This window comes from Streptomyces sp. NPDC060002 (assembly GCF_042737245.1).
Classification (GTDB): Bacteria; Actinomycetota; Actinomycetes; order Streptomycetales; family Streptomycetaceae; genus Streptomyces.
Map to the genome: position 1 here is coordinate 73,917 of NZ_JBHWUW010000024.1, position 24,582 is coordinate 98,498.

General features: G+C 70.9%; 21 protein-coding genes, 4 pseudogenes and 1 riboswitch. Of the genes and pseudogenes, 12 read left to right on the forward strand and 13 right to left on the reverse strand.

The features are described from left to right. The first annotated feature begins 142 nt into the window (after positions 1-142). The 3 genes from mmsA (at position 143) to ACFWBD_RS21845 (ending at position 4,182) form a co-directional block, all read left to right on the forward strand. Complete coding sequence (mmsA, locus tag ACFWBD_RS21835; protein ID WP_385669082.1) at positions 143-1,693, forward strand: multiple monosaccharide ABC transporter ATP-binding protein; 1,551 nt, start codon at positions 143-145, stop codon at positions 1,691-1,693. Beyond that, on the forward strand, positions 1,690-2,988 hold the full coding sequence (gene mmsB, locus ACFWBD_RS21840) for a multiple monosaccharide ABC transporter permease (RefSeq protein ID WP_385669084.1): 1,299 nt from the start codon (positions 1,690-1,692) through the stop codon (positions 2,986-2,988). The genes mmsA and mmsB overlap by 4 nt, the downstream gene beginning before the upstream one ends. Positions 2,989-3,072: 84 nt before the next feature. After that, positions 3,073-4,182 (forward strand): substrate-binding domain-containing protein, encoded by a 1,110-nt coding sequence (locus ACFWBD_RS21845; protein ID WP_385669087.1) that lies wholly within the window; start codon positions 3,073-3,075, stop codon positions 4,180-4,182. Positions 4,183-4,448: 266 nt separating this feature from the next. On the opposite strand, the pseudogene ACFWBD_RS21850 reads toward ACFWBD_RS21845, so the two are convergent. The 3 genes and pseudogenes from ACFWBD_RS21850 to ACFWBD_RS21860 all read right to left on the reverse strand — a co-directional run. Continuing rightward, positions 4,449-4,742 (reverse strand): annotated as a pseudogene (locus ACFWBD_RS21850) (RICIN domain-containing protein); the annotation flags it as partial. Further along, positions 4,655-5,089: a ricin-type beta-trefoil lectin domain protein gene (locus ACFWBD_RS21855; RefSeq protein WP_385669090.1), complete on the reverse strand. Its 435-nt coding sequence runs from the start codon at positions 5,087-5,089 to the stop codon at positions 4,655-4,657. The gene ACFWBD_RS21855 and the pseudogene ACFWBD_RS21850, both read right to left, overlap by 88 nt. After that, positions 5,071-6,348 (reverse strand): ricin-type beta-trefoil lectin domain protein, encoded by a 1,278-nt coding sequence (locus tag ACFWBD_RS21860; RefSeq protein WP_385669093.1) that lies wholly within the window; start codon positions 6,346-6,348, stop codon positions 5,071-5,073. Before ACFWBD_RS21860 ends, ACFWBD_RS21855 begins: the two co-directional genes overlap by 19 nt. 276 nt (positions 6,349-6,624) lie before the next feature. Between ACFWBD_RS21860 and ACFWBD_RS21865 the strand changes: the two genes are divergently transcribed. Next, complete coding sequence (locus tag ACFWBD_RS21865; RefSeq protein WP_385669096.1) at positions 6,625-6,942, forward strand: antibiotic biosynthesis monooxygenase family protein; 318 nt, start codon at positions 6,625-6,627, stop codon at positions 6,940-6,942. Positions 6,943-7,045: 103 nt separating this feature from the next. On the opposite strand, the gene ACFWBD_RS21870 is transcribed toward ACFWBD_RS21865, so the two are convergent. Together ACFWBD_RS21870 and ACFWBD_RS21875 are read right to left on the reverse strand one after the other, a co-directional pair. After that, positions 7,046-7,597 carry a YciI family protein gene (locus tag ACFWBD_RS21870; protein ID WP_385669099.1) on the reverse strand — a complete coding sequence of 184 codons (552 nt, stop codon included), beginning with the start codon at positions 7,595-7,597 and terminating at the stop codon, positions 7,046-7,048. Positions 7,598-7,858: 261 nt separating this feature from the next. Further along, positions 7,859-8,095, reverse strand: a pseudogene (locus ACFWBD_RS21875) (kinase); the annotation flags it as partial. Positions 8,096-8,335: 240 nt separating this feature from the next. Between ACFWBD_RS21875 and ACFWBD_RS21880 the strand changes: the two are divergent. From ACFWBD_RS21880 to ACFWBD_RS21915, 8 genes are all read left to right on the forward strand, one after another. Beyond that, on the forward strand, positions 8,336-9,151 hold the full coding sequence (locus tag ACFWBD_RS21880; protein WP_385669102.1) for an SAM-dependent methyltransferase: 816 nt from the start codon (positions 8,336-8,338) through the stop codon (positions 9,149-9,151). 146 nt (positions 9,152-9,297) lie between these two features. Continuing rightward, positions 9,298-9,407, forward strand: a riboswitch (SAM riboswitch). A 34-nt stretch (positions 9,408-9,441) separates the two neighbouring features. Then, the gene (locus ACFWBD_RS21885) at positions 9,442-9,558 is read left to right on the forward strand and encodes a putative leader peptide (protein ID WP_385669105.1); all 117 of its coding nucleotides are present in this window, start codon (positions 9,442-9,444) and stop codon (positions 9,556-9,558) included. Positions 9,559-9,771: 213 nt separating this feature from the next. Further along, positions 9,772-11,394 carry an ABC transporter substrate-binding protein gene (locus tag ACFWBD_RS21890; RefSeq protein WP_385669108.1) on the forward strand — a complete coding sequence of 541 codons (1,623 nt, stop codon included), beginning with the start codon at positions 9,772-9,774 and terminating at the stop codon, positions 11,392-11,394. An 8-nt stretch (positions 11,395-11,402) separates the two neighbouring features. Continuing rightward, positions 11,403-12,362 (forward strand): ABC transporter permease, encoded by a 960-nt coding sequence (locus ACFWBD_RS21895; RefSeq protein ID WP_385669111.1) that lies wholly within the window; start codon positions 11,403-11,405, stop codon positions 12,360-12,362. Beyond that, positions 12,359-13,348 (forward strand): ABC transporter permease, encoded by a 990-nt coding sequence (locus ACFWBD_RS21900; protein ID WP_385669114.1) that lies wholly within the window; start codon positions 12,359-12,361, stop codon positions 13,346-13,348. Before ACFWBD_RS21895 ends, ACFWBD_RS21900 begins: the two co-directional genes overlap by 4 nt. Before the next feature lie 38 nt (positions 13,349-13,386). Continuing rightward, entirely contained in the window at positions 13,387-15,237 is a 1,851-nt protein-coding gene (locus ACFWBD_RS21905) for a dipeptide ABC transporter ATP-binding protein (protein ID WP_385669116.1), read from the forward strand. Then, the gene (locus ACFWBD_RS21910) at positions 15,234-16,058 is read left to right on the forward strand and encodes a DUF1684 domain-containing protein (RefSeq protein ID WP_385669119.1); all 825 of its coding nucleotides are present in this window, start codon (positions 15,234-15,236) and stop codon (positions 16,056-16,058) included. Before ACFWBD_RS21905 ends, ACFWBD_RS21910 begins: the two co-directional genes overlap by 4 nt. Positions 16,059-16,105: 47 nt before the next feature. Continuing rightward, positions 16,106-17,173 (forward strand): LLM class flavin-dependent oxidoreductase, encoded by a 1,068-nt coding sequence (locus tag ACFWBD_RS21915; RefSeq protein WP_385669122.1) that lies wholly within the window; start codon positions 16,106-16,108, stop codon positions 17,171-17,173. A 42-nt stretch (positions 17,174-17,215) separates the two neighbouring features. Here ACFWBD_RS21915 and ACFWBD_RS21920 read toward each other — a convergent pair whose 3' ends face one another. The 8 genes and pseudogenes from ACFWBD_RS21920 to ACFWBD_RS21955 all read right to left on the reverse strand — a co-directional run bounded on the left by ACFWBD_RS21920 (position 17,216) and on the right by ACFWBD_RS21955 (position 24,505). After that, a complete protein-coding gene (locus tag ACFWBD_RS21920; protein WP_385669125.1) occupies positions 17,216-18,670 on the reverse strand; it encodes a WGR domain-containing protein in 1,455 nt (484 codons plus the stop codon). A 132-nt stretch (positions 18,671-18,802) separates the two neighbouring features. Further along, positions 18,803-19,855 (reverse strand): MASE1 domain-containing protein, encoded by a 1,053-nt coding sequence (locus ACFWBD_RS21925; protein WP_385669128.1) that lies wholly within the window; start codon positions 19,853-19,855, stop codon positions 18,803-18,805. Positions 19,856-19,905: 50 nt separating this feature from the next. Beyond that, positions 19,906-20,754, reverse strand: a complete 849-nt coding sequence (locus ACFWBD_RS21930; RefSeq protein WP_385669131.1) for a PP2C family protein-serine/threonine phosphatase — start codon at positions 20,752-20,754, stop codon at positions 19,906-19,908. Positions 20,755-20,943: 189 nt separating this feature from the next. Further along, positions 20,944-21,281, reverse strand: a pseudogene (locus tag ACFWBD_RS21935) (urea ABC transporter permease subunit UrtC); the annotation flags it as partial. A 3-nt stretch (positions 21,282-21,284) separates the two neighbouring features. Next, positions 21,285-21,550, reverse strand: a pseudogene (locus ACFWBD_RS21940) (ABC transporter substrate-binding protein); the annotation flags it as partial. 83 nt (positions 21,551-21,633) lie between these two features. Next, positions 21,634-22,434 (reverse strand): ABC transporter ATP-binding protein, encoded by an 801-nt coding sequence (locus ACFWBD_RS21945; protein ID WP_385669134.1) that lies wholly within the window; start codon positions 22,432-22,434, stop codon positions 21,634-21,636. Next, positions 22,431-23,405, reverse strand: coding sequence for a FecCD family ABC transporter permease (locus ACFWBD_RS21950; protein WP_385669218.1), 975 nt, complete (start codon positions 23,403-23,405; stop codon positions 22,431-22,433). The genes ACFWBD_RS21945 and ACFWBD_RS21950 overlap by 4 nt, the downstream gene beginning before the upstream one ends. A gap of 56 nt (positions 23,406-23,461) precedes the next feature. Then, on the reverse strand, positions 23,462-24,505 hold the full coding sequence (locus tag ACFWBD_RS21955; protein ID WP_385669137.1) for an ABC transporter substrate-binding protein: 1,044 nt from the start codon (positions 24,503-24,505) through the stop codon (positions 23,462-23,464). Between the last annotated feature and the right edge of the window lie 77 nt (positions 24,506-24,582).

Consider the following 24,582-nt stretch of genomic DNA (forward strand, 5'->3'; position numbering starts at 1 on the left):
TAGTGTCCGGTCCCGCAGACGAAATCTCGGACACGAAGGCACAGGGCAGTGCCATCGGAGGCAAGTTGATGTCCATGCAATGCCGCAGGCCCGAAGGGTCGGGTACGCCTCAGCGCGTTCCCGGCGGTGGGGAGCACCACTCATGACACCCACCGCGACGACCCTGCTGGAGATGCGGTCGATCACCAAGACCTTCCCCGGCGTCACCGCGCTCGCCGACGTCAGCCTCGTCGTACGGGACGGCGAGATCCACGCGATCTGCGGCGAGAACGGCGCCGGCAAGTCCACCCTCATGAAGGTGCTCAGCGGGGTGCACCCGCACGGCAGCTACACCGGCCAGATCGTCTACCGCGGCGAGCAGGTCCGGTTCCACGACATCCGGGCCAGCGAGCAGGCCGGTATCGCGATCATCCATCAGGAACTGGCCCTGGTGCCCGGTATGTCGATCACCGAGAACCTCTTCCTCGGGAACGAGCCGCGCCGCCGCGGCGCCATCGACTGGAAGACGGCCCAGCGCCGCGCCCTGGAGCTGATGGAGCGGGTCGGGCTCCGGGAGGACCCGGACACCCTGATCAAGGACATCGGCGTCGGCAAGCAGCAGCTCGTCGAGATCGCCAAGGCGTTCGCGAAGGACGTGAGGCTGCTGATCCTCGACGAGCCGACCGCGGCCCTCAACGAGGCCGATTCGCAGCACCTGCTCGACCTGCTGCGCGGCTTCCGCGAGCGGGGCATCACCTCGATCATCATCTCGCACAAGCTGAACGAGATCGAGGCGGTCGCCGACACCATCACGATCCTGCGTGACGGCCGCACCATCGAGAGCCTCGACGTACGGGCCGACGGCGTCAACGAGGACCGCATCGTGCGGGGCATGGTCGGCCGGGAACTCGACAGCCGCTTCCCCGACCGCACGCCCGACATCGGCGAGGTCTTCTTCGAGGTCCGCGACTGGACGGTACGGCACCCCAGTTCGGACGAGCGGATGGTGTGCAAGGGCTCGACGTTCCACGTCCGCCGCGGGGAGATCGTCGGCTTCGCGGGGCTCATGGGCGCGGGCCGCACCGAACTCGCGATGAGCCTCTTCGGCCGCTCCTACGGCACCTGGCTGTCGGGTCAGGTCTTCAAGGACGGCGAGGAGGTCCGGCTGAAGACCGTGTCGGACGCCATCGGGCACGGACTGGCCTACGTCAGCGAGGACCGCAAGTCGATCGGCCTCAACCTGCTGGACGACATCAAGACCTCGATGGTGGCCGCCAAGCTGTCGAAGATCGCCCGGCGCCGCGTCATCGACCCGGTGCGCGAGCACCGGATCGCCGAGGAGTACCGCCAGAGCCTGCGGATCAAGACCCCCAGCGTCGACGAGGGTGTCGTCAAGCTCTCCGGCGGCAACCAGCAGAAGGTCGTCCTCGCGAAGTGGATGTTCACCGACCCGGACCTGCTGATCCTCGACGAGCCGACCCGCGGCATCGACGTGGGCGCCAAGTTCGAGATCTACGGGATCATCCAGCGGCTCGTCGCCCAGGGCAAGGGGGTCGTCGTCATCTCCTCCGAGCTGCCCGAGCTGATCGGCCTGTGCGACCGGATCTACACGGTGTTCGAGGGCACCGTCACCGGCGATGTGGCGCGTGGCGACGCCGACCCGGAACTCCTGATGAAGCAGATGACCGCTACCAAGAAGAGCCCCACTCCATGAGCCGAATAACCGACCTTCAGAAGAACCTCTTCGGAGGCACGACCTCCAACGCCCGCCAGTTCGGCATGATCTCCACCCTGGTGGCGATCGTCCTGCTGTTCCAGATCTGGACCGACGGCCTGACGCTCACGTCCGGCAACCTCATCGCGGTCGTCAGCCAGTACTCCTACATCCTGATCCTGGCCATCGGGATGCTGATGGTGATCGTCGCCGGGCACATCGACCTGTCGGTCGGCTCCGTCGCCGCGTTCACCGGCATCGTCGTCGCCAAGGCGATGCAGGAGTACGACCTGCCGTGGCCCCTCGGCATCGCGCTCGGCCTGCTCGTCGGCGCGGCGATCGGGGCCTGGCAGGGCTTCTGGGTCGCCTACATCGGCGTGCCGGCCTTCATCGTGACCCTCGCCGGGATGCTGCTGTTCCGCGGCGGCAACCAGTACATCGGCAACGCCGACACGGTTCCGGTGCCCGAGGGCTTCCGCAAGATCGGCGCGGGCTTCCTGCCCGAGGTCGGGCCGGACACCGGGTACAACAACCTGACGCTGCTGCTCGGTGCGGCCGCCTGCGCGGGCGTGCTGTGGCGTGAGTGGACGGCGCGCCGGACCCGCCGCGAGATGAAGGCCGACCTGGCGCCGATGTGGGTCACGGGCATCCGCCTGGCCGTCATGTTCGGCGTGATCGTCTTCGCGACGCTCCGCTTCGCCGGCGGCCGGATCGGCACCAGCCTGCCGATCTCCGGAATCATTTTGATCGTCCTGGTCCTCGTGTACTCGCACTACACCCGCAACACCATCGGCGGCCGGCACATCTACGCCGTCGGCGGCAACGCGCGAGCGGCCGAACTGTCCGGTGTGAAGCTCAGGCGGGTCAACTTCCTCGTCATGACGAACATGTCGGTGCTGGCCGCACTGGCCGGCATGATCTTCGTCGCCCGTTCCTCGGCCTCCGGGCCACAGGACGGTCTGAGCTGGGAACTGGACGCCATCGCGGCCGTGTTCATCGGCGGCGCGGCGGTCTCCGGCGGCCTGGGCACCGTCAGCGGCTCGATCGTCGGCGGTCTGGTCATGGCACTGCTCAACAACGGCCTCCAGCTGGAGGGCGTCGGATCCGACATGGTCCAGATCATCAAGGGGCTGGTCCTGCTGCTCGCCGTCGCCTTCGACGTCTACAACAAGAGCCAGGGACGCTTCTCCATCATCGGCGCGCTGACGCGCCCGTTCCGCCGGGTCGACCCGGCGGCCCCGGCTCCACCGGGCGCCCCGGACTCCGACGCCGACAAGGCCAAGATCGCGGGCTGACCCCAGGGTCCGCACCGCCCCCGCCGCGCTCGACGGCACACCGCACTCCCGCAACCAGCACCGTACGAAGGGGTCAACTCCACCATGCGCACATCCGTCATCAGAAGCATCGCCGCTGTCGGCGCCGTCGCCCTGCTCACCCTGGGCACGGCCTGCTCCAACGAACGCGAGGGCTCCACCGGCAGCGACAGCGCCGACGGCAAGGGCTTCGCGAAGGACTCCCTGATCGGCGTCGCCCTGCCCGCCAAGACCTCGGAGAACTGGGTGCTCGCCGGTGACCTGTTCACCAGCGGCCTGAAGGACTCGGGCTTCAAGGCCGACGTCCAGTACGCGGGCGCCTCGACCACCGTCGCCGACCAGCAGGCGCAGATCTCCTCCATGGTCACCAAGGGCGCGAAGGTCATCGTCATCGGCGCGACCGACGCCTCGCAGCTGGCGACCCAGGTGAAGCAGGCCAAGGACGAGGGCGTCACCGTCATCGCCTACGACCGGCTCATCACCAACACCCCCGACGTCGACTACTACATCGCCTTCGACAACTTCAAGGTCGGCCAGCTCCAGGGCCAGGCCCTGATCGACGGCATGAAGGCGAAGAAGCCGAAGGGCCCCTGGACGATCGAGCTGTTCTCCGGCTCGCCGGACGACAACAACTCCAAGGTCTTCTTCGACGGCGCGATGGAGGTGCTGAAGCCGTTGATCGACAAGGGCGACATCGTTGTCGGCTCGAAGCAGACCGACATCAAGCAGACCGCGACCCAGGGCTGGAAGGCCGAGAACGCCCAGCAGCGCATGGACTCGCTGCTGACCTCGGCCTACGGCGGCAAGAAGACCCTCGACGGCGTCCTGTCCCCCAACGACACCCTCGCCCGCGCGATCCTCACCTCGGTCAAGGGCGCCGGCAAGGCGGTCCCGGTCGTCACCGGCCAGGACTCCGAGGTCGAGTCGGTGAAGTCGATCATGGCGGGCGAGCAGTACTCGACCATCAACAAGGACACCCGCAAGCTCGTCGCGGAGACCGTCAACATGGTCAAGGCCCTCCAGAAGGGCGACAAGCCGACCATCAACGACACCAAGTCGTACGACAACGGCGTGAAGGTCGTCCCGTCCTACCTCCTGCCGCCGGTCATCGTGACGAAGGAGAACGCGGCCGAGGCCTACGCGAACGACCCCAAGCTGGCACCGCTCACCAAGTAGTACCGACCACCGACTTCGCCCGCCCCGAAAGGCTCTCCGGGGCGGGCGAGGTCGGTCATGCTCCGGCAGCCGGCTCAAGCGGGTGGTGGCTCCGACCTCGTGGGCAGCACGCCGCAGCTGACGGCTCGTAGGTGGTTCACCTCACGGGTAGTTCACCAGGTTGGCCACGTGGGTGGTGGAGTTGGACGGTCCACCCCGGTCGTTGATGACGTGCCGGATGGTTCCGGTGCCGCCGAGCGAGACCGTCACCATGTTCTGGAAGCGCACTGGGCGGCCGTGCCGTTGCAGGTGTACTGGACCAGCTGGACGCTGCCGGCCGTCGAGGCGGACGGGACGTCGAGGCACTTGCCGCTGTTGCGGTTGACGAAGTGGTAGGCGCCACCGCCCTCGTCGACGGCCTGCCACTGCTGGTCGGCGCCGCCGCCGTACGTCCACACGTACACGGCCGCGTTGTCGGCGGTGGACACGTCGCTCACGTCCACGACCTGCTGGGCGTCGTTGCGGTTGTCGATCCGCACGAAGCCGTCGCTGGTCGGGGTGAACCTCCACTGCTGGGCCGCGCTGCCCAGTCCCACAGCTGGGTCCGCGTTCCGTCGGCGGTGCCGCCCGAGGTCACGTCCAGGCACTTGCCGAGCGCGCGGATCGTGCCGTCGGCGCCCACCGTCCACTGCTGGGCGGCGGTGCCGTTGCAGTCGTACAGCTGCACGGCCGTGCCGTTGGCCGTGGCGGCGCCCGCGATGTCGACGCACTGGCCGCCGATCCCGGTGATCTGCCCGGCGGCCGCCGCGGCACCGCTCGCCGGTGTGCCCGTCAGGCCGGTGAGCAGGGCGGCTGCGGACGCCGCGCCCAGCGCGCCGCGTGCCGCGCGGCTGTGCGGGAACCGCCTGGTCATCGGGTCACCGTCCATTTCTGCTGAGAGACACCGGTACAGGTCCAGATCTGCAGCCGGGTGCCGTTGGCGGAGCTGCCGCCCGCGGCGTCGAGGCACTTGTTCGCCTGCGGGTTGACGATGTCCCGGGCGGCGGGGACGGCCCACTGCTGGGCCGCGGAGCCGTTGCAGTCCCACAGTTGGACGGGGGTGCCGTCCGCCGTGCCGCCCGAGGCGACGTCCAGGCACTTGCCGAGCGCGCGGATCGTGCCGTCGGCGCCCACCGTCCACTGCTGGGCGGCGGTGCCGTTGCAGTCGTACAGCTGCACGGCCGTGCCGTTGGCGCTGTTGGCCCCGGCCACGTCCACGCACTTGCCGCCGAGGCCGGTGATGGGGCCGGCGCCGCCCGGCTGGGCGGTGTCGGTGCTCACGCGGACGTAGTCGACCAGGAGCTGCTGGGGGAAGACGGTGCTGCCGTCGGGGTCTCCGGGCCAGTAGCCGCCGACCGCGAGATTGAGGATCAGGAAGAAGGGCTTGTCGAAGACCCACTGCCGTCCGCCGAGGTCGGCGGGGGTGCGCCGCTGGTAGACGGTGCCGTCGACGGACCAGGTGATCGCGTTCGGGCTCCAGTCGACGGCGAAGGTGTGGAAGGCGTCGGCGAACGCCTGCCCGCCGGGCAGGGTGTACCCGGCCCCGATGCCCGCGGAGCCGGAGTATCCCGGACCGTGCAGGGTGCCGTGGACGGTGGCCGGCTCGAAGCCCACGTTCTCCATGACGTCGATCTCGCCGGAGGCGGGCCAGCCGACCTGGCCGATGTCGTTGCCCAGCATCCAGAACGCGGGCCACATGCCCTGCCCGCGCGGGACCTTCATCCGGGCTTCGACGCGGCCGTGGGTCGTGGTGAACTTGCCGGCCGTGTTCAGCCGGGCGGATGTGTATTCACACCGTCCGTACCAGCACTGGTAGTTGCCCGGGTTCTCCCGGCGGGCGGTGATCATCAGATGGCCCTGTCCGTCCAGAGCGGCGTTGCGGTTGCCCGCGGTGTAGTACTGCCGCTCGTGGTTGTTGACGTTGTCACCTGTCTCGGTCTGCCATCGGGCGCCGTCCACGGCGGAACCGGCGGGCCCGTCGAACTCCTCGGCGAACGTGACGGCGGCCGCCCGGGGCGCCGCGACGGCGCGGGCGGAGGATTCCGCCGCGGACGGGGACACGCCCAGCGCAGGCCCGGTGGACAGCGACGCGAAGACGAGGAGCGAGGCCAACGACAACAGCAGGCGCCGGGGGCGCGGAGAGGCCATGGCTCTCCCTTCATGACACATGACGGCTGTCACGACATGGCCATGACATCCGTGGGCGCGGCCGGGCGGCTCGCCACTGACCGCGCCTATTGGGTGGGGGGTGCGAACCAGCCCTGGCGGGGGCTTAGTTCACTACGTGATTTAAGAAGTGAGTAATAACCCTGTCAAGAGTTTGGTCTGGACCAGATTCTAGAGAAGGGGCCGCCGGGGCCGGAGCCGGACCTCACGGAGGGGGTGGTCCGCCGCCCGGGCGTCGCGGGAGGGCAGGATGGGAACATGAGCGTAGTCAAGATCAACGTACTGACCGTCCCGGCGGAACAGCGGGAGACCCTCGAGAAGCGGTTCGCCGCACGGGCCCACGCCGTCGAGAACTCGGACGGCTTCGAGTGGTTCGAGCTTCTCCGCCCCGTCGAGGGGACTGACGACTACCTGGTGTACACGCGGTGGCGTGACGAGGAGTCGTTCCAGGCGTGGATGGAGGGCCCGATGAAGGCGGCCCACCAGGGCGGCGGCGACCGTCCGAAGCCTGCGGCCAGCGGGTCCTCGGTGTGGTCCTTCGAGGTGGTGCAGCAGGCGGCGCCGAAGGGCGAGTAGTCGCCTCCAGGGCGGGTGGACGCCGTGCCGTCCACCCGCCTCGGGCTTCACCCGGCGCTAACAGGGCGAACTCCCTCGCGCCGGACGAAGGGCGACTCCGGGTTCATGACGGCCGTCCGCCGAACTGCCAGTCGTGGACTTCGACGTCGGCGTACCGGTGCGGGGCCAGGACGGCGCGCGCCGAGTCGGGGTCGGGGGCCCTGAGCAGCACCGCGGTACCCACCCGGGTGACACCGTCGTCGGACAGCAGCGGCCCGTACGCGATCAGCTCGTCCCGGTCGGCCGGCACGGTGAGGCCGTCGTCCGTTCCCGGGCCGAGGCCCAGCACCAGGTACCGGTCGCCGCCGCTGCGGCCACCGGGGAAGTCCCACATGGTGCGGCCCAGCATGTTGCGCCACCGGCGCAGCAGCACGTCCCGGTAGACGCCGGCCTGGTAGTTGGGCTCGTCGAAGGCGAACCCGCGGGCGGCGGCCGCATCCGGCAGGTCGACGATGTGCACGCTGCCGGTGGGCGCGTCGCCGTCGGCGGCGAAGGTCGGGCCCCGGGCGATCATCCGCTCCGCGTACCGGTCCATGTAGGACCAGTGCTTCTCCAGCAGTTCGTCGCGCAGGGCGGCGGAGGCGGGCCGATCACGGTGATAGCAGAAGAACTCCATACCGGCAGACCCTTACCAACTCGGCCCGGTATCTCAACAGGCTTTCGGCGAGGACGACCACGGGCGGGGCTTCCGGGGGGCTCGGTGACTCGACGGTCACCGATCCCGGAGAGCCCTCGCCCGCCTCGCGTCCGGCGGACGGCTACCTGCCGCGGAACTCCACCTCGATGATCTTCACCGGTCGCCGGCCCAGTCGCCGTTGACGTCTGCGGCGAGGGAGTGCTTGCCGTTCGTCGTGGTGAACGCCACGGAACCGGAGCCGTGGATGCCCGCGTCCAGGGCATGGCGGGCAACGGCCTCGATCACCCCGATGTTCGCCGCGCCGGGCCGGTCGTGCTCGCGCAGCACGATCCGGCGGAGGTTCTCCTGCGCGACCAGGGCCAGGCCCCGGCCGAACCTCTCGCGCAGACCGGCCGCCACCGCCGACTTGCCCGAGGCGCTGTTGCCGCGCAGGACGACCAACCGGGTCTCGGGGGTACCCACCGTCACGGCGGCCACGCTACCGGCACGGCGGACACCACCGGTACGCACAGGGCGAGGTGGGGGGCCCGGGAGAGCTGCGGCGGCTCGCGCGACGGTACGGACGCACCGGCCCGCATGGGGGCGTAAACCGGGAATCTTCCGTGAGGGCACTGTTCGAACCCATCGAAAATGTGAACGGGTGTACGTACCGGGGTCGTTGGGACGTAAGTTGTGGCTCGAACTGCCCACGCCTCGCCTGAAAGACGGACGCCCCTCATGACCGACCATGTGACCACGCCCGGACCAGCGGCACATCAGAAGATCGACACCTCCGTACCGCACTCGGCCCGCATCTGGAACTACTGGCTGGGCGGGAAGGACAACTACCCCGTCGACGAGCAGGCCGGCGACGCCTACACCGCCGTGTTCCCCGGCATCGTCACCATCGCCCGCAGCAGCCGCGCGTTCCTGCGCCGCAACATCACCTACCTGGTCTCCGAGGCGGGCATACGGCAGTTCCTGGACGTCGGCACCGGCCTGCCCACCGCCGAGAACACCCATGAGGTCGCCCAGCGTCTCGCTCCCGAGACCCGGATCGTCTACGTGGACAACGACCCGCTGGTCCTGGCCCACGCCCGCGCCCTGCTCTACTCCACCGCGGAGGGCGCGACCTCCTATGTCGACGCCAATGTGCTGGAGCCTGAGCGCATCCTGGCGAGCGCCGCCGAGACGCTCGACTTCAGCCGTCCCACCGCGCTCATCCTCAGCAACATCCTGGGCCACGTCGCCGACTACGACCAGGCCCGCTCCATCGTCACCGGTCTGATGGCGGCCCTGCCGTCCGGCAGCTACCTTTCCGTCAACGACGGTTCGCGGGGCATCGACCCGGTCTTCGAAGCGGCCCAGGACGCCTACAACGAGAGCGGCGCCGTCCCGTACAACCTGCGCTCCGTCGACGAGATCACGGCGTACTTCGACGGCCTGGAACTCCTGGAGCCCGGGGTCGTCCCGGTCCCCCTCTGGCGCCCGGAGGCAACCGCCCCCGCCCCGGCCGTCATCGCCGAGCACGGCGGCCTCGCCCGCAAGCCGTAGCCACTTACGCGGGCGCCCCCTCACCGGACGGGCGGCCCGCGCTCATCACACTCCGCCGCACCCGCCGTCACGGCGGGTGCGGCGGAGGTGTTCAACTCTCCTGCCGATATTGACGGATAATGTCAGCGCTCCGTAAGATCGACCCCGGCATTGAGTGTCAGCGTCAAGCCCTGGCTAGCTGACCGGCAACCCTCCTCCGCGGTGGGGTGCTCCAGGTGAAAGCCCGGCAGGGTCACCGACTCTGCAAGCGCGTGGCTCCGGTTCAGGGGCCTGAGAGGTGGAGGTCCAGCGTGCGGCACAGCGGCAACCTGAGTGCCTCGAGCGCGACCGCGGCGCCGTTCTCCAACTTCTCGCGCCGACGCCACATCGACCTGCAGCGTTCCGCCAGCTGTCTGTGTCAGGGCTGATCACGCCCCACCTCGCAGGCTGACCCCCGCCCACGGCGCGGTCACGCCGTCATCGACATGGCCGTCGACACAGTCATCGACGCCCCCTCCCCCTGAACAGTTCTGAGCAGTGTCGGTCCGTGCCCCGTGCGTGGCCGGCACCCTCCGCGCATCGCCATGGCCGCGTTCCGCTCCGGCATGTGCGCGGTGACCTTGGAGTAGGAGAACCTCCCCGTGACAGCGCATCCGGATTCCCGTACCCACCGGTGGGCGGCGCTCGCCGCACTCGTGACCGGCAGCCTGCTGCTCAGCGCCTGCTCGTCGGGCGACAGCGGCGGCTCGAGCGGCGCGGGCGGCAGCCCGAAGTCGGGTGGCACCCTGACCTTCGCGGTGGGTTCCGACGCCGGCTGCGTGGATCCGCAGCAGGTGGGCAGCAACGACACCATCTACTCACTGCGTCAGGTCGTGGACTCCCTGACCGACCAGGACCCCAAGACCGGCAAGACAGTGCCGTGGCTCGCGAAGAGCTGGGACGTCAGCTCGGACACCACGACGTTCACGTTCCACCTGAGATCAGGCGTCACCTTCAGCGACGGGACACCGCTGACCGGGCAGGTGGTCAAGGACAACTTCGACGCGGTGCCGGAGCTCGGCGCCCTGGGCACGCTCGCCCAGGGATACCTGAGCGGTGTGGAGAGCACCACCGCCGTGGACCCGCTCACGGTGCGGGTGAAGTTCAAGCAGCCCAACGCGCAGTTCCTCCAGGCCACGGCCACGCATTCGCTGGGCATCGAGTCGTCGGCGAGCGTGCTCAAGAGCCCGCAGGAGAAGTGCAGCAAGGGAGTGGTCGGATCCGGGCCGTTCGTGCTGGACGGCTACGTGCAGAACCAGTCGATCACCCTGGCCAAGCGCGCCGAGTACGCCTGGGGTTCCTCGCTGTGGACCAAGCAGGGCGAGGCGTACCTGGACAAGCTGGTGTTCAAGGTGGTGCCCGAGGCGGGCGTGCGCACCGGCAGCCTCCAGTCCGGCCAGGTCAACGCGATCGGCAGCGTCGGGCGGGCCAACGAGGCGGCACTCCAAGGCGGTGCGGTGAACCTCCAGGCACGGGCCAACCCGGGCGTGGTGTTCAACCTGGGGCTCAACAACTCCCGGCCGCTCTTCAAGGACGCGAAGGTACGTCAGGCCATCCTGTTCGCCATCGACCGGCAGCAGATCGTCGACGCCGTGTTCCCGACCGGCACCGAGCCGGCGACCAGCATCCTGGCGCACACCACACCGGACTACACCGACCTCGGCGCCGACCTGGCCTTCGACGCCGCCAAGGCGAAGTCCCTCCTGGACGCGGCCGGCTGGAAGGCGGGCAGCGACGGCGTCCGGGTCAAGGGCGGCAAGAAGCTGAGCCTGACCGTCAAGTGGTTCGCCAACGCGGCCACCAACCAGCCCGCGCTGGAACTGATCCAGCAGCAGCTCAAGGCCGTCGGTGTCGAGGTGGTGCTCAAGCAGCTCCAGATCGCCCAGTTCTCCCCCACCCTTCAGTCCGGTGACTTCGACGCGGTGTGGGGCAACGTGACCCGGGCCGACCCTGACATCCTGCGCAGCTCGTACTCCACCCAGCTGGCCAACTTCTACCACCTGCCGGCCACCGCGCTGGACACCGCGCTGACCCAGCAGGCCGCGACGACGGATGCGGCGAAGCGCAAGCAACTCGTCACCCAGGCACAGCAGTTGATTGTTTCGAACGCGTATGTCGTACCCGTGGTGGAGCTGCAGACCCAGCTGGGGGTGGCGAAGAAGGTGCACAACCTCGCCTTCGAGGCCTCCAGCCGGATCCAGCTGCACGACACCTGGATCGGGTAGCGGCCGGCATGCGTCTCTACGTGGTCAAGCGTCTCGCGCAGGCCCTCGGGGTGCTGTGGGCGGCCTACACGGTGTCCTTCCTCGTGCTGGACTACCTGCCCGGTGACCCCGTCTCGGCGATGGCCGGCGCGGGAGCGGACACGGGGCAGGTCGATCCGGCCCAACTCGCCGCGCTGCGGCACGAGTACGGCTTCGACAAACCGGTTCTCGCGCAGTACGCCGACCATCTCGGCAGGGCGGTGCGCGGCGACTTCGGCGACTCGGTGTCCACCGGCCGGCCGGTGACCTCGACGCTGGCCGACGCGCTGCCGCAGACCCTCCAGCTGACCGGGGCTGCGCTGCTGCTCGCGGTGGTCCTCGGCGGTGGCCTGGCGGTCCTGGCGACCCACACCACCCAGCGGTGGTTGCGGCAGCTGCTGCTGTCGTTGCCACCGCTGGGGGTGTCGGTGCCGACGTTCTGGGTCGGGCTGGTGCTCGTCGAGCTGTTCTCCTTCCGGACGAGGCTGTTCCCCGCGTTCGGCAACGACGGGCTGCGTGGCCTGGTGCTGCCCGCGGTGACGCTGGCGATCCCGACCGGCGCCCTGGTGGCGCAGGTGCTGGCCAAGAGCCTGCTCACGGCGCTGGACCAGGCCTATGTGGAGACCGCCCGGGCCAAGGGCGCCGGCCGGCTGCGGATTCATCTGCGGCACGCGCTGCGCAACGCCTCGTTGCCGGCTCTGACGGTCGTCGGACTGCTGGCCGGTCAGCTGATCGCCGGTTCGGTCGTCGTCGAGACGGTGTTCTCCCGCGACGGTCTGGGCCGGGTGACCGCCGCCGCGGTCACGGTCCAGGACATCCCGCTGGTCCAGGGGGTCGTGGTGTTCGGGGCGCTGATCTTCGTGGCGGCCAATCTGATCGTCGATCTCGTCTACCCGCTGCTGGACCCGCGGATCGTGGTGGCGGCGAGCAGGAAGGTGCGTCCCGCATGAGCCGGACACTTGCCGACGATGCCACCGCCGGAGCCGCCGGAACGGCCGCAACGGCGGGAGCTGCCGAAGCGGCGGGACCCGTCGAAGCCCTGGCCGGCCTGGCCCGGCCGGTCGATCCCGGTGCCGAGCCGGGCCCCGCGAGTGCCGGGCGCGGAGCCGGACCACGACGGTTCCCGCTGTTCCTGCTGCGCAGGCCCGGCCTGCTGGCCTCGGTCCTGGTAGTGGTGCTGGTGGTGCTGGCCGCGTTCTGGCCAGGGCTGTTCACCTCGCAGGACCCGCTGCACGGGGTGCCCGCGGAGAACTTCCGCAGCCCCGGCGGCGGACACTGGTTCGGCACCGACGAACTGGGACGTGACGTGTTCTCCCGGGTGGTGCACGGTGCGCAGCTGTCGCTGAAGGCGACTCTCATCGCGGTGGGGTTCGCGTTCGTGGTCGGCGGCCTCATCGGCCTGGTCGCCGGGTTCGTGGGCCGCTGGGTCGAGGACGTGCTGATGCGCTTCGTCGACGTACTGCTGTCGATCCCGTCGCTGTTCCTGTCGCTGGCCCTGGTCACCGCGCTGGGCTACGGAACGGTGAAGGTGGCCGTCGCGGTCGGCATCGCCAGCGTGGCCGGCTTCGCCCGGGTGACCCGCGCGGAGGTGCTGCGGGTGCGGCAGGCGGTCTTCGTCGAGGCGTCGCGCTCCTGCGGAGCCCGCTGGTACTCGGTGCTGGGCCGGCACGTCCTGCCCAACGCGGCGGGCCCGGTCGTCGTGCTCGCCACCCTCGAGTTCGGCGCCGCCATCCTCGCCGTGTCGTCGCTCAGCTTCCTCGGCTACGGGGCGCCCCCACCGGCGCCGGAGTGGGGCACGTTGATCTCCGACGGGCGCAACTACCTGGCCAACGCCTGGTGGCTCACCGCGCTGCCCGGACTGGCGATCGCGGCGACCGGCCTCGCCACCAACCGCATCGCACGGGCGCTGGACGGCGAATGGTCCCGACAGCGATGACCGGCCCCACGACGAACGAACCCGAGACGGACGTACCCGTGACGGAAGAGACCGTGACCCACGAGGCCGTGACCCACGAGGCCGTGACCGACCGGCCCGTGCCCGGCCACAGCGCGACCGACCACAGTCCGAGGGGTCGGCCCACCACCGACGAGGCCGCGACGGACGAGGCCCCGACGGACGAGGCCGTGGCCGACGCGGCTCCGGCGGACGCGGCTCCGGCGGACGGGTCCGCGCTGTTGGAGGTGCGGGGCCTGTCCGTCTCGTACCGCACCCGTGGCGGCACCGTGCGCGCGGTGCGGGGTGTGGACCTCGACGTATGGCCGGGGCAGGTCACCGCGGTGGTCGGCGAGTCGGGTTCCGGGAAGAGCACGACCGCGCACGCGATCACCCGGCTGCTGGCGGCCAACGGCGGCATCGACACCGGTACCGTCCGCTTCGGCCGGCACGACCTCACCGCGCTGTCGGAGCGCGAACTGCGTACCGTACGCGGCGCACAGATCGGTCTGGTGCCGCAGGACCCGACGGTGTCGCTCAACCCCGTCAAACGCATCGGTGAGCAGGTCGCCGAGGTGCTGCGCATCCACGGGCTGGCGACCCGCCGCTCCGCTCCGTCGGCCGCGATCGCGATCCTGGACCAGGCGGGACTGCCCGACGCGGCCACCCGCGCCCGGCAGTACCCGCACGAGCTGTCGGGTGGGATGCGCCAACGGGCCCTGATCGCGGTCGCCATCGCAGCGAAACCGCGGCTGATCATCGCCGACGAGCCGACCAGCGCGCTCGACGTCACCGTGCAGCGCGTCATCCTCGACCACCTCCAGCACCTCACCGAGGAGTCCGGCACCGCCGTGCTGCTGGTGACGCACGATCTCGGCGTGGCCGCCGACCGGGCGCAGCGGATCGTGGTCATGGCCGAGGGCCGGGTCGTCGAGGCCGGCCCCACCCGGGGCGTCCTGGGGAACCCGCAGCACGCGTACACCCGGCGGTTGCTGGCCAGCGCGCCCAGCCTCACCACGGCCCGGCCGCGCGCCACGGCCCCGGTCACCGCGCCTGCTCCCGACCGGGCGCCGCTGGTGGAGGCGCGCAACCTGGTCAAGGAGTTCCGGCTGCCCGCCGCCGCGGGCGCGGCCCGCACCCTGCGCGCGGTCGACGACGTCAGTCTCACCCTGCACCGCGGCCGGACGCTGGCCCTGGTCGGCGAATCCGGCTCGGGCAAGTCCACCACCGCCCGCCTGGTGCTGCGGCTGGTCGATCCGACCTCCGGGAGCGTCCTGTTCGACGGCGCCGATGTGACGACCGCACGCGGGGCGGGAGCCCGGCGGCTGCGCCGGCGGGCCCAGCTCGTCTACCAGAACCCGTACGCCTCGCTGGATCCCCGGTTCTCGATCGGCGAGGTGATCACCGAGCCGCTGCGCGCGTTCCGGGTCGGCGACCGCGCCTCCCGGCTCGCCCGGGCCCGGGAGCTGCTCGACCGGGTGGCGCTGCCCGGCTCGCTGCTGGACCGCCGCCCGGCGGAACTGTCCGGCGGACAGCGGCAGCGCGTCGCCATCGCCCGCGCCCTCGCGCTCTCGCCCGACCTGGTGGTGTGCGACGAACCCGTGTCGGCGCTCGACGTGTCCGTCCAGGCCCAGGTGCTCGACCTGCTCGCCGAGCTCCAGGCCGACACGGGAGTGGCGTACCTGTTCATCTCCCACGACCTGGCCGTCGTACGTCAGATCGCGCACCAGGTCGCCGTCATGCGGTCCGGCCGCATCGTCGAGACGGGCACCGCCGAGGACCTGTTCACCCACCCGCGCCACGACTACACCCGCGAACTGCTCGCGGCGATCCCCGGCGGCCGCCACGCGTCGGCCGGGGCCGCCTCGCCCGAACCGAAGGAGCACCAGTGACCGTTCACGACACATCGGCAGACCTCGACGCCTTCGTCGACGACTGGCAGGAGTGGCATCGCCGGCAGGAGGCACGACTCGCCGACCCGCACGGCTTCCTGGCGATCACCGGCCTGCACTGGCTGAGCGATCGGCCGGAACGCTTCCCGGACGCGCCGGGAGCGTGGTCGACCGACGCCGACGGAATCGTCGTGGTCCTCGACGAAGGCGAGGAACTGCTCGTCGACGGGACGGCCGTCCGGGGCGAGCACCGCTTCGGGGTGATCCCGGAGCGCGGCGGGGTCGACGCCGTGTGGGGCGACGCCGTCATCGAGGTGGCCAAGCGCGGCGGGCAGGACATCATCCGCCCGCGGCACCCGGACACACCGCTGCGCACCGGCTTCACCGGCACGCCTGCCTACGCCCCGCACCCCCGCTGGGTGGTGACCGGCCGTTACACGGCGTTCGACGAGCCCCGGCCGACGACCGTGGGCGCGGCGGTCGAGGGACTGGAGCACGTGTACGACGCTCCGGGCCGGGTCGAGTTCGAGCTGAACGGGCGTCCGCTGGCGCTGACCGCGTTCCCCGGTCACGGCCCGGGGAGTCTGCTCGTGCTGTTCACCGACGCGACCTCTGGGGTCAGCACGTACGCGGCCAACCGCGCCCTCGCGCTGGACGCACCCGCCGCCGACGGCACGGTCGTTCTGGACTTCAACCGGGCGGCGAACCTGCCGTGCGCCTACACCGATCTGGCCACCTGCCCGCTGCCGCCCGCGGAGAACCGGCTGCCGGTGCCGGTCGAGGCCGGGGAGAAGATCCCCCGCGAGCGCGGCGGGTCCTGACCGCCGAGCGCCGATGAGCCGACCCCGACCCTGAGGACTGGCACCGTATGAGCATCCCCTCCATCACCTCGCTGGCGTTTCTCACCCCGGGCAACTTCGCCGACGACGATCCCTACACCGGTCTGGAGGAGACGCTTCAGCTGTTCGAGTACGGCGAGCGGCTCGGCTTCGACGGTGCCTGGGTCCGGCAACGCCATCTCGAACACGGGGTGGGTTCGGCCGCGGTGTTCCTCGCCGCCGCGGGCCAGCGGACCGAGCGGATCGAGCTGGGGACCGCGGTCATCCCGATCGGGTACGAGAGCCCGTTCCGGCTGGCCGAGGACCTGGCGCTGGCCGACGTGCTGTCCCGCGGCCGGCTTCAGGCCGGGTTCAGCACGGGCATGCCGCACGCCGAGCTGCTCGGCGATCTGGTGTACGACGGGGACTGGCGCGGCTTCGACCTGTCGTACGGCCGGATCGCCCGTGTCGTCGACAACCTTCGCGGGGACTACCTCGGGGGCCCGGACACCGTGATCCAGTCGCCGGGCAACACCCAACGGCCGCGGCTGCAGCCGCACGACCCGGGCCTGTTGGACCGTGTCTGGTACGGGGGCGGCAGCCTGCGCTCGATCCGGTGGGCCGCGGAACACGGCCTGAATCTGCTCAGCGGCAACATCGTCACCGGTGAGGGCACCGACGACTTCACCGCGGCCCAGCTCACCCTGCTCTCCGAGTACCGGCGCACGGTCTCAGCCGCTCGTCCGGCGCGGGTGGCTCTGGGGCGGGTGATCGTGCCGTTCGACGGCGCCGACGCCGCCACCCGGACCCGGTACCGCGAGTACGCGGCGGCCCGGCACGCGCGCACCCTGGCGCCGCAGGGCGGGAACCGGACCCTGTTCGCGCCGGACGTGGTCGGGACGGCGGAGCAGATCCTGGAGCAGCTGGCGGCCGATCCCGTGGTCTCGGCCGTGTCGGAGCTGCGCCTGGAGCTGCCGTACGAGTTCCACCGGGCCGACTACGAGCAGATCCTGCACGATGTCCGGCACTCGATCGCGCCGGAGCTGGGCTGGCGGCCCGCCGGTGCGGCCGCCCCGGCCCCGCGGCCGGTCGCCGCCCGGGGCGGGGCCGGGCGATGAACGGGACCGGCCGATGAGCGGGGCAGGGAGGGAGCCGTCCGGTCAGAGCAGCCGTCGGATGTCGCCACGGACCCGGTAGAAGCCGCCGGCCGCTGTGTGCAGGGCGTCCACCACGTACCGTGCGCCGGGCTCTCGTATCTCGCGCGGGAACTGGACGTTCCAGGACGTGTCGTAGCCGTCGGACACCACGTGGACCCGGACCCGGCCGGATTCCTGGACGCACTCGACGACGACCGTGCCGGAGGGCGCGTGGGCCACGGTGGCCACCGTGGCCGCGGCCGTGGCGGGGACATACGTCGGCAGGGCCTCGGCGAGCTTGACGTCCCGCGCCACCGGCACCGTGCCCTGCTGGGCGGCGGTGACGGCCGTCTCGCTCGCGTCCACGCACACCAGCGAGCCGTCGGTGGTGACCAGATACAGCCGTTCGCCGCGGTACTGCATGGACAGGGCCGAGCCGCCGCCGGTGCCGAGCTTCCACAGGCGGGTGCCGTCCCGGTCGAAGCAGTAGACGGACGACGACGAGTCACCGGCGAACACGAAGCGCCCGTTGGGCGAGGTGGCGCACGAGTACACGGCGCTGTCGCAGCCGTAGGTGGCCTCGACCGCGCCGGTCGCCTTCGACAGCCGCTGCACCACCTTGTGCGCGGTCCCCGCGTACACGGCGTCCTCCTCCTGCCAGCCGAACAGGACGCCGCCGCGGGTGGGGGTGTGCCAGAGTTCGCCGCCGCCGTCGGGCGCGTAGGCGGTGACGCCCCGGTGGTGACCGTGGTAGACGGCCCGGTCGTCCGCACGGACCATCCAGGCGTGCTCGCCCTGGCTGCGGCGGGCCCACTGGTGCTCGTCCTCGTGGTCGATGACGGTGAGCCGGCCGTCGCGGTCCGAGACGTTCAGCAGGCCCTCGTGGATGTCCAGCCAGAAGATGTCGACGTCCGCCGCGATGTCGTACGCCGCGAACGGCAGCTTCGAGGACAGGTCGTAGACCTTGCCGTCGTCGCAGCCCGCGTAGATCCAGAAGTCGTCGGCGACCAGGCACTTCACGCCGTCCGGCAGGCTGAAGCGGGCCAGGACGCCACCCTCGTGGTCCAGGGTGTAGACGTCGCCGGACTGGTTGCCGACCCAGCAGCGGTCGTCGTCCACGTGGATGCCGAACGCCGAGGAACCGGTACGGAACCGCCAGAGCACCGGGGCCACGGCGCGCGCGGTGGACGGCGCCGAGGCCACCTGACGGCGGGTCACCGAACGTGGGGGACGCTGCCCGGCGACGGCCGGGGCGTACCCCTTGCGGACCTTCTCCCCGACCTTCCGCGCGGCGGCGGCCCGGGCCTTCTCGGTGGTGGGGAACGTCGTCGTCTGCAGCTGCCCGGAGGCGCCGATCCGCCCGTACCGCACCGTCACCACCACGCCGTCGACAGCCACTTCGTAGAACTTGTGCGCGGCGCCGTCGTCCTGCGACAGCTCCAGATACGTCGTCGACACGGTGCTGGACCCGGTAGCCATGACAAAACCCTCCCCAGGGTGGACCCGCGGCCGTTCCGGCGAATCCCACTCCCCGAACCGTAGGCGCAGGCACTGACAATCACGTCAGCCGGCGTTGGCCAGGCCCCGGCGGCGGTGCACGCGCCGGCGCCGTCAGCTGTTCGTGTTCTCCGTGTCCTCCGTGTCCTCCGGGCTCTTCGGGCTCTTCGGGCTCTTCGTGTCCTGGATGTCCTTCGGCGGTCGGCCGGGTGGGGCGTCGCCCGCGGTGAGGTGTTCCAGGACCTCGACCAGTTCCTGGCAGGCGAGTTCCACGGAGCGTCTGGTGTTGTGCTGTTCGGTGATCACCGCGGAGAGCAGCAGGGCGGTCAGGGCCATCGTGCCGTTGAAGGCCTGGAGCTTGACCATCACTTCGACGCGGCTCAGCCGCTCGAAGGGTCCGACGCTGTCCGTCGCGGCGACGGTGGCCATGACCGAGGTGAAGAGGGCACACAGCATGCTGCCGGCGAGCTGGAAGCGCAGGGCCGCCCAGATCAGCAGGGGATAGACGAGAAAGAGCAGGCTGACGCGGCTGTGGGTGGCCAGGGGGACGAGGGCGCAGGAGATGAGGGCGAGTCCCACGGCCTCTTTCCAGCGGGACAGCCGCAGGGGCCGGGTGATCGTGTACAGCACGAGCAGGACCGGAGTGACGATCAGAACACCCATCGCGTCGCCGACCCACCAGGCCAGCCAGACGGGCCAGAAGCTGTGGGCGGCGAGCTTGTCGGTGAGGACGAGGAGCCCGACGCCGACGGTCGAGCTCAGCAGCATGGCGGTGAGGGCGCCCAGGAAGACCAGCGCCAGGCCGTCCCGTAAGCGGGCGAGGTCGTTGCGGAAGCCCACCTTGCGGAGCATGAGGTACGCGCAGACGGGGGCGGCGGTGTTGCCGATCAGGTTGCCGATCACCACGGGCCGTAACGAGGTCAGGGACATGATGACGAGGAGGGCGCCGAGCGCGATGCCCGGCCAGGCGCGGATCCCGAGGATCAGCAGACAGGCCACCGCCACGCCCGTCGGCGGCCAGATGGGGGTGAACACCGCGCCCTCGACGACGAGCTCGCGCACGAGCCCCAGCCGCCCGGCCGCGTAGTAGCCCAGGGCGACCGCCAGCGTCCGCACGGCGAAGACGGCTGGTCGACGCAGATCCGGGGTACCCACCACAGCAGCCATCAGACACCTGGGCGGCCCCGTCGGCGAGGCGAGACGCGCGCTGTCCGGCCCTATGGCTGAACCAGGGGGACGTCCGGCGCCGTCAGCCCGTCGTGTCCCACCACCAGCACGGCCGCGTCGTCCTCGTGTCCCACGCGCTCGGCGCCCTGGATCACCGCCGCGGCGAGGGAGCCCGCTGTCATGCCCGCGACGGCGGCGATACCGGCGAGCCGTACGACCTGGTCGAGGCCCTCCTCGACGCTCAGCGTCGGCCCCTCCACCACGCCGTCCGTGAGCAGGACGAACACTCCGCCCTTGGTGAGCCGGTAGCGGGTGACCGGGTAGTCGATGCCCTCCTGGACGCCCAGGGGCGGTCCGCCCTCGTCCTCGGCGACGCCGGACTTGCCGTCCGCCGTGGCCCACACGCACGGGATGTGCCCGGCCCTGGCGCTCTCCAGAACCCCGGTGGCGGGGTCCAGCCGCATGAAGGTGCAGGTGGCGAAGAGGTCGCTGCCGAGGGAGAGGAGCAGGTCGTTGGTCCGGGCGAGGAGTTCGCCGGGCTCGCTGGTGACGGAGGCGAGGGCCCGCAGACCGACCCGCACCTGGCCCATGAACGCGGTCGCCTCTATGTTGTGGCCCTGGACGTCGCCGATGGAGAGGCCGATGCGCCCGTCCGGCATCGCGAAGGCGTCGTACCAGTCGCCGCCCACGTTGAGGCCGTGGCAGGCGGGCGCGTACTTCACGGCCAGCCGGAAGCCGGGCGCCGCGGGCAGGTCCCTGGGCAGCATGCCGCGCTGGAGGGCGAGGGCCAGCTCCACGCGGGAGCGTTGCAGCTCCGCGCGCTCGCGCGCCTGGGCGGTCAGCGAACCGAGTCTGGCCAGCAGCTCGTCGCCGTCGTCCGTGGGGCGCTTGCGGGACATTGATCACTCCGGCGGGACGGCAGCTCGTCGGGAGGGCAGCCTCATCGGGCAAACCTCACATTTTATCTTTACAAGATGATAGCGGCCTTGAGGCACGGCCCTACGGAGCCGGCCTCGCACACACCTTCGACGACAGGTGCGCGACACTCACCCTCGTGATCCTGTGGGCACGCGCCCGGACGACGGCGTCGCTCCGAGCACCGCGCCCACCAGTGAGGCCCGGCCGCCGACCGCGGCGCCGATGACGAACCCGATGGACGGCACGATCCCGATCAGCGCCGGCGAGATGATCCCCACCGCCGGGACGAAGAGGGCCCCGGCCTGGTTCGCCATGCCGGCGGCGACGACGTACGCGACGAGTTCGACGTTGCCCGGGTTGTGGCCGAGGAAGCGGACCCGCTCCTCGGAGTCGCGTACGGCGACCAGGAGTTCGCCGTCCCGGCTGACGAACAGCCGGTGGGCGCCCGCCATCAGCAGCAGGCCGCGATGACGAAGCACACCATCCGCTGGTTCACGGGATCGTCCAACGGCCCGGTGGCCACCAGCGCCTCCACCTCCTTCGCGACCTGCTGCGGCTCGGCGCCCCCGTCGACCTCGATGAGCCGCAGCTCCTTGCCGAGCACTCCGCCCGTCTTGCCGATCCCCTCCGCGGCCAGCCGGGCGCAGGTCTCGCAGGTGGTCCGAACACCCCGGCGGGCCCCTGCATCGGGTACACGAGCGCGACGTTCAGGGTCGAGTCGTCGACCGTGAACCACTCGTGGGTACGGAGACGGACGGGCCGGTGCGTGGCCCCCATGATTGCCACCCCGCTCCCGCGGCCCAAGCCGCGGCCCGGATCGAGACCCATTCGTACACCTGCGGTCGGGGCCCGGACGCGTGTCACCGCTCGGCGGGCTCGGCCTCCCGGTCCAGGGCGAGCGGCTCGGCCGCGTAGGTGATGCGGACGACGCCGTCGGCATGCCGTTCCGTGTCGCCCCGTACGCCGAACACGTCACGCAGGAGGTCCGGGGTCAGGACCTCCAGGACGGGGCCGGCCGCCACCACCGCGCCCTCGTGCAGCACCACGAGGTGGTCGCAGAGGCGGGCGGCCAGGTCGAGGTCGTGCAGGACGGCGAGGGTGGTGACGCCGGTGCCGCGGATGAGGTGGAGCAGTTCGAACCGGGCACGGATGTCGAGATGGTTGGTGAGTTCGTCCAGGACCAGCAGCCGAGGGCGCTGGGCGAGGGCCCGGGCCAGCAGGACGCGTTGGCGTTCGCCGCCGGACAGGGTGGCGTAGTCCCGGTGCGCGAAGGGGGTGACTCCGCAGCGGGCGACCGCTTCGGCCACCGCCTCGCGGTCCTCGGCGCCGTCACGGCCCAGCAGACCGTGATGGGGCGTGCGGCCGAGCGCGACGATCTCGGTCACGGTCAGGCCGGTGGTGGTGCCGGCGTCCTGGAGGACGGCCGCCGTGCGACGGGCCGCGGCGCGGGCCGACAGTTCCCACACGTCGTCGCCGCCCACCCGCACCACTCCGTCGGCCGGGCGCAGCGAGCGGTAGACGGTGCGCAGCAGGGTGGACTTGCCGCTGCCGTTGGGACCCACGAGTCCGACGATGTCACCCCCCGCCGCCTCCAGGTTCACCTCGCGGAGGATCGCCTTGCGGTCCAGGGTGATGTGGAGCTGGTCCACGGTCAGTCTCATACGGTGTCCAGGCCCTTGTTGCGGCGCAGCAGCCACAGGAAGAAGGGAGCCCCGAGCAGGGCGGTGAGGATGCCCAGCGGCAGTTCGTTGGGGCGGTTGACGGTGCGGGAGAGCAGGTCCACCACGACCAGGTAGACGGCGCCCAGCAGCGCGCTCAGCGGCAGCAGCCGGCGGTGGTCGGCTCCGACGGTGAGGCGGACCAGGTGGGGGATCATCAGACCGACGAAGCCGACGCCGCCCGCGACGGCGATGACGGTGCCGGTCAGGAGCGCGCTGATGACCAGCAGGACGGCGCGCAGCCGGTTGACGTCCACGCCGAGCGCGGTGGCCGGCTCGTCGCCCGCGAGCAGGGCGTTGAGCCGCCGTCCGAACAGGGTCAGCAGGGCCGTGCTCGTCAGGACCACCACCGTGACGGTCGGCAGTTGGCTCCACTGGGCGCCGGCGACGCTGCCGAGCATCCAGAACATGACCGTGCGCAGTTCGGTGGGCGTCGCGAGCAGTTGGACGAAGCTGGTCACGGACAGCAGGACGTAGCCGACCGCGACCCCCGCCAGCACCAGCCGGGTGGGGGCGAGCCGCCCCTGTCGCTGTCCCAGGGCGAACACCAGGGCGCCGGCCGCCAGCGCGCCGACGAACGCCGCGCCCGACACCCCGAGTCCGCCCAGTCCGCCGAGCGCCGCCCCGCCGAGGGTGATGACCAGCACGGCGCCGAGCGAAGCGCCGTAGGAGAAGCCGAGGACGACGGGGTCGGCGAGCGGGTTGGAGACCAGGGTCTGGAGCACCGCCCCGGCGACGGCCAGGCCCGCGCCGACCAGGGCGGCCAGGGCGACCCGGGGGGCCCGGAAGGTCCACACGATCTGGTCCAGGGCCGGGTCGGCGGTGGTTCCCTGCCCGGTGAGGTGGTGCAGGAGGATCCCCCACACGTCGCCGACCGGGATGTTGACCGCGCCGATGCTCACCGCCGCCACCATGACGGCAGCGAGCACCACCAGCAGGGCGCCGACGGCGAGAGACAGCCTCGGTCCGTTCAGACCTTGTCGGGGTGCAGCATCCCGGCGATCTTCGCGACCGCCAGGTCGTTGCTCGGGCCGAGGTACATCGAGTCCGACAGGGCCACGTACGTGTTGTTCTTCGCGGCGGGCCACTGGGGGAACTCCTTCAGCAGTTTCTCGGCGTAGGCCGCCGGGTCGGGGTCGTTGTAGCCGATGACGACGAGGGCGTCGACGTCGGTGGCGGCCACCTTCTCCTTGCTCAGGTCGGCGAAGGAGGTCTCGGAGGCCGACTCGAAGGCGTTGGAGCCGCCGGCCTTGGCCAGGATGTCGTTGTAGATGCCCTTGGCGACGACCGAGCTGAAGTCGTTGCCGCCCATGGCCATGTTGGAGAACAGCACCATGACCTTGGGCCGCTGCTCGCCCTTCACCTTCGCGGCGACGTCGGCGATGCGCTTCTGCGACGCGGCGACGATCTTCTCGGCCCGGTCGCCGACGCCGAAGACCTTGCCCAGGTCGCGCAGCAGCGTGTAGCTGTCGGCGATGGTCATCTTCGTGGTGTCCTGGTCGCAACCCTGAGGTGAGACATACGTGTTGGCGCCGACCTGCGTCAACTGCTCCCGGGTGGCGAAGCCGTTCTTCTCGTCGAAGCCGTACGAGGTCGTGGACAGCACCAGGTCCGGGCGCAGTCCGATCATCGCCTCGCGCGGGATGTCGTAGGCGTCGTTGAGCTTGACGTCACCGGTGGGCAGCGCCTTGATGGCGGCTGCGCGTCCCGCGACCTCGGACATTCCGTAGGTCTGCTGGTTGGCCACGATCTTGTCTTCGAGGCCGAGGGAGAGGAGCGTGGAGACCTCGGCGACCGAGGCTCCGTTCATGACGACGACCCGGCTCGGCGCCTCGCCGAACTTCTCGGTGGCCCCGCAGTTCTCGAGCGTCACCGGGTAGCCGGTCTTCGCGGCGGCCGCGGACGCCTTGTCGCCGCCGTCGGCCGTGTCGGTCGCGGAGCCGGCGCCGCACGCCGTGGTGACCAGACAGAGGGCGCCGGCCAGGGCGACGGCGACCGGCCGTTTCTTCGACATGCGGGCTCCTTGCAGCGTGGGGCTCGGGACACGACGGGTTCTGTTGCAGTAGTCGGGGGGCGGTGCCCGTGAGTTCC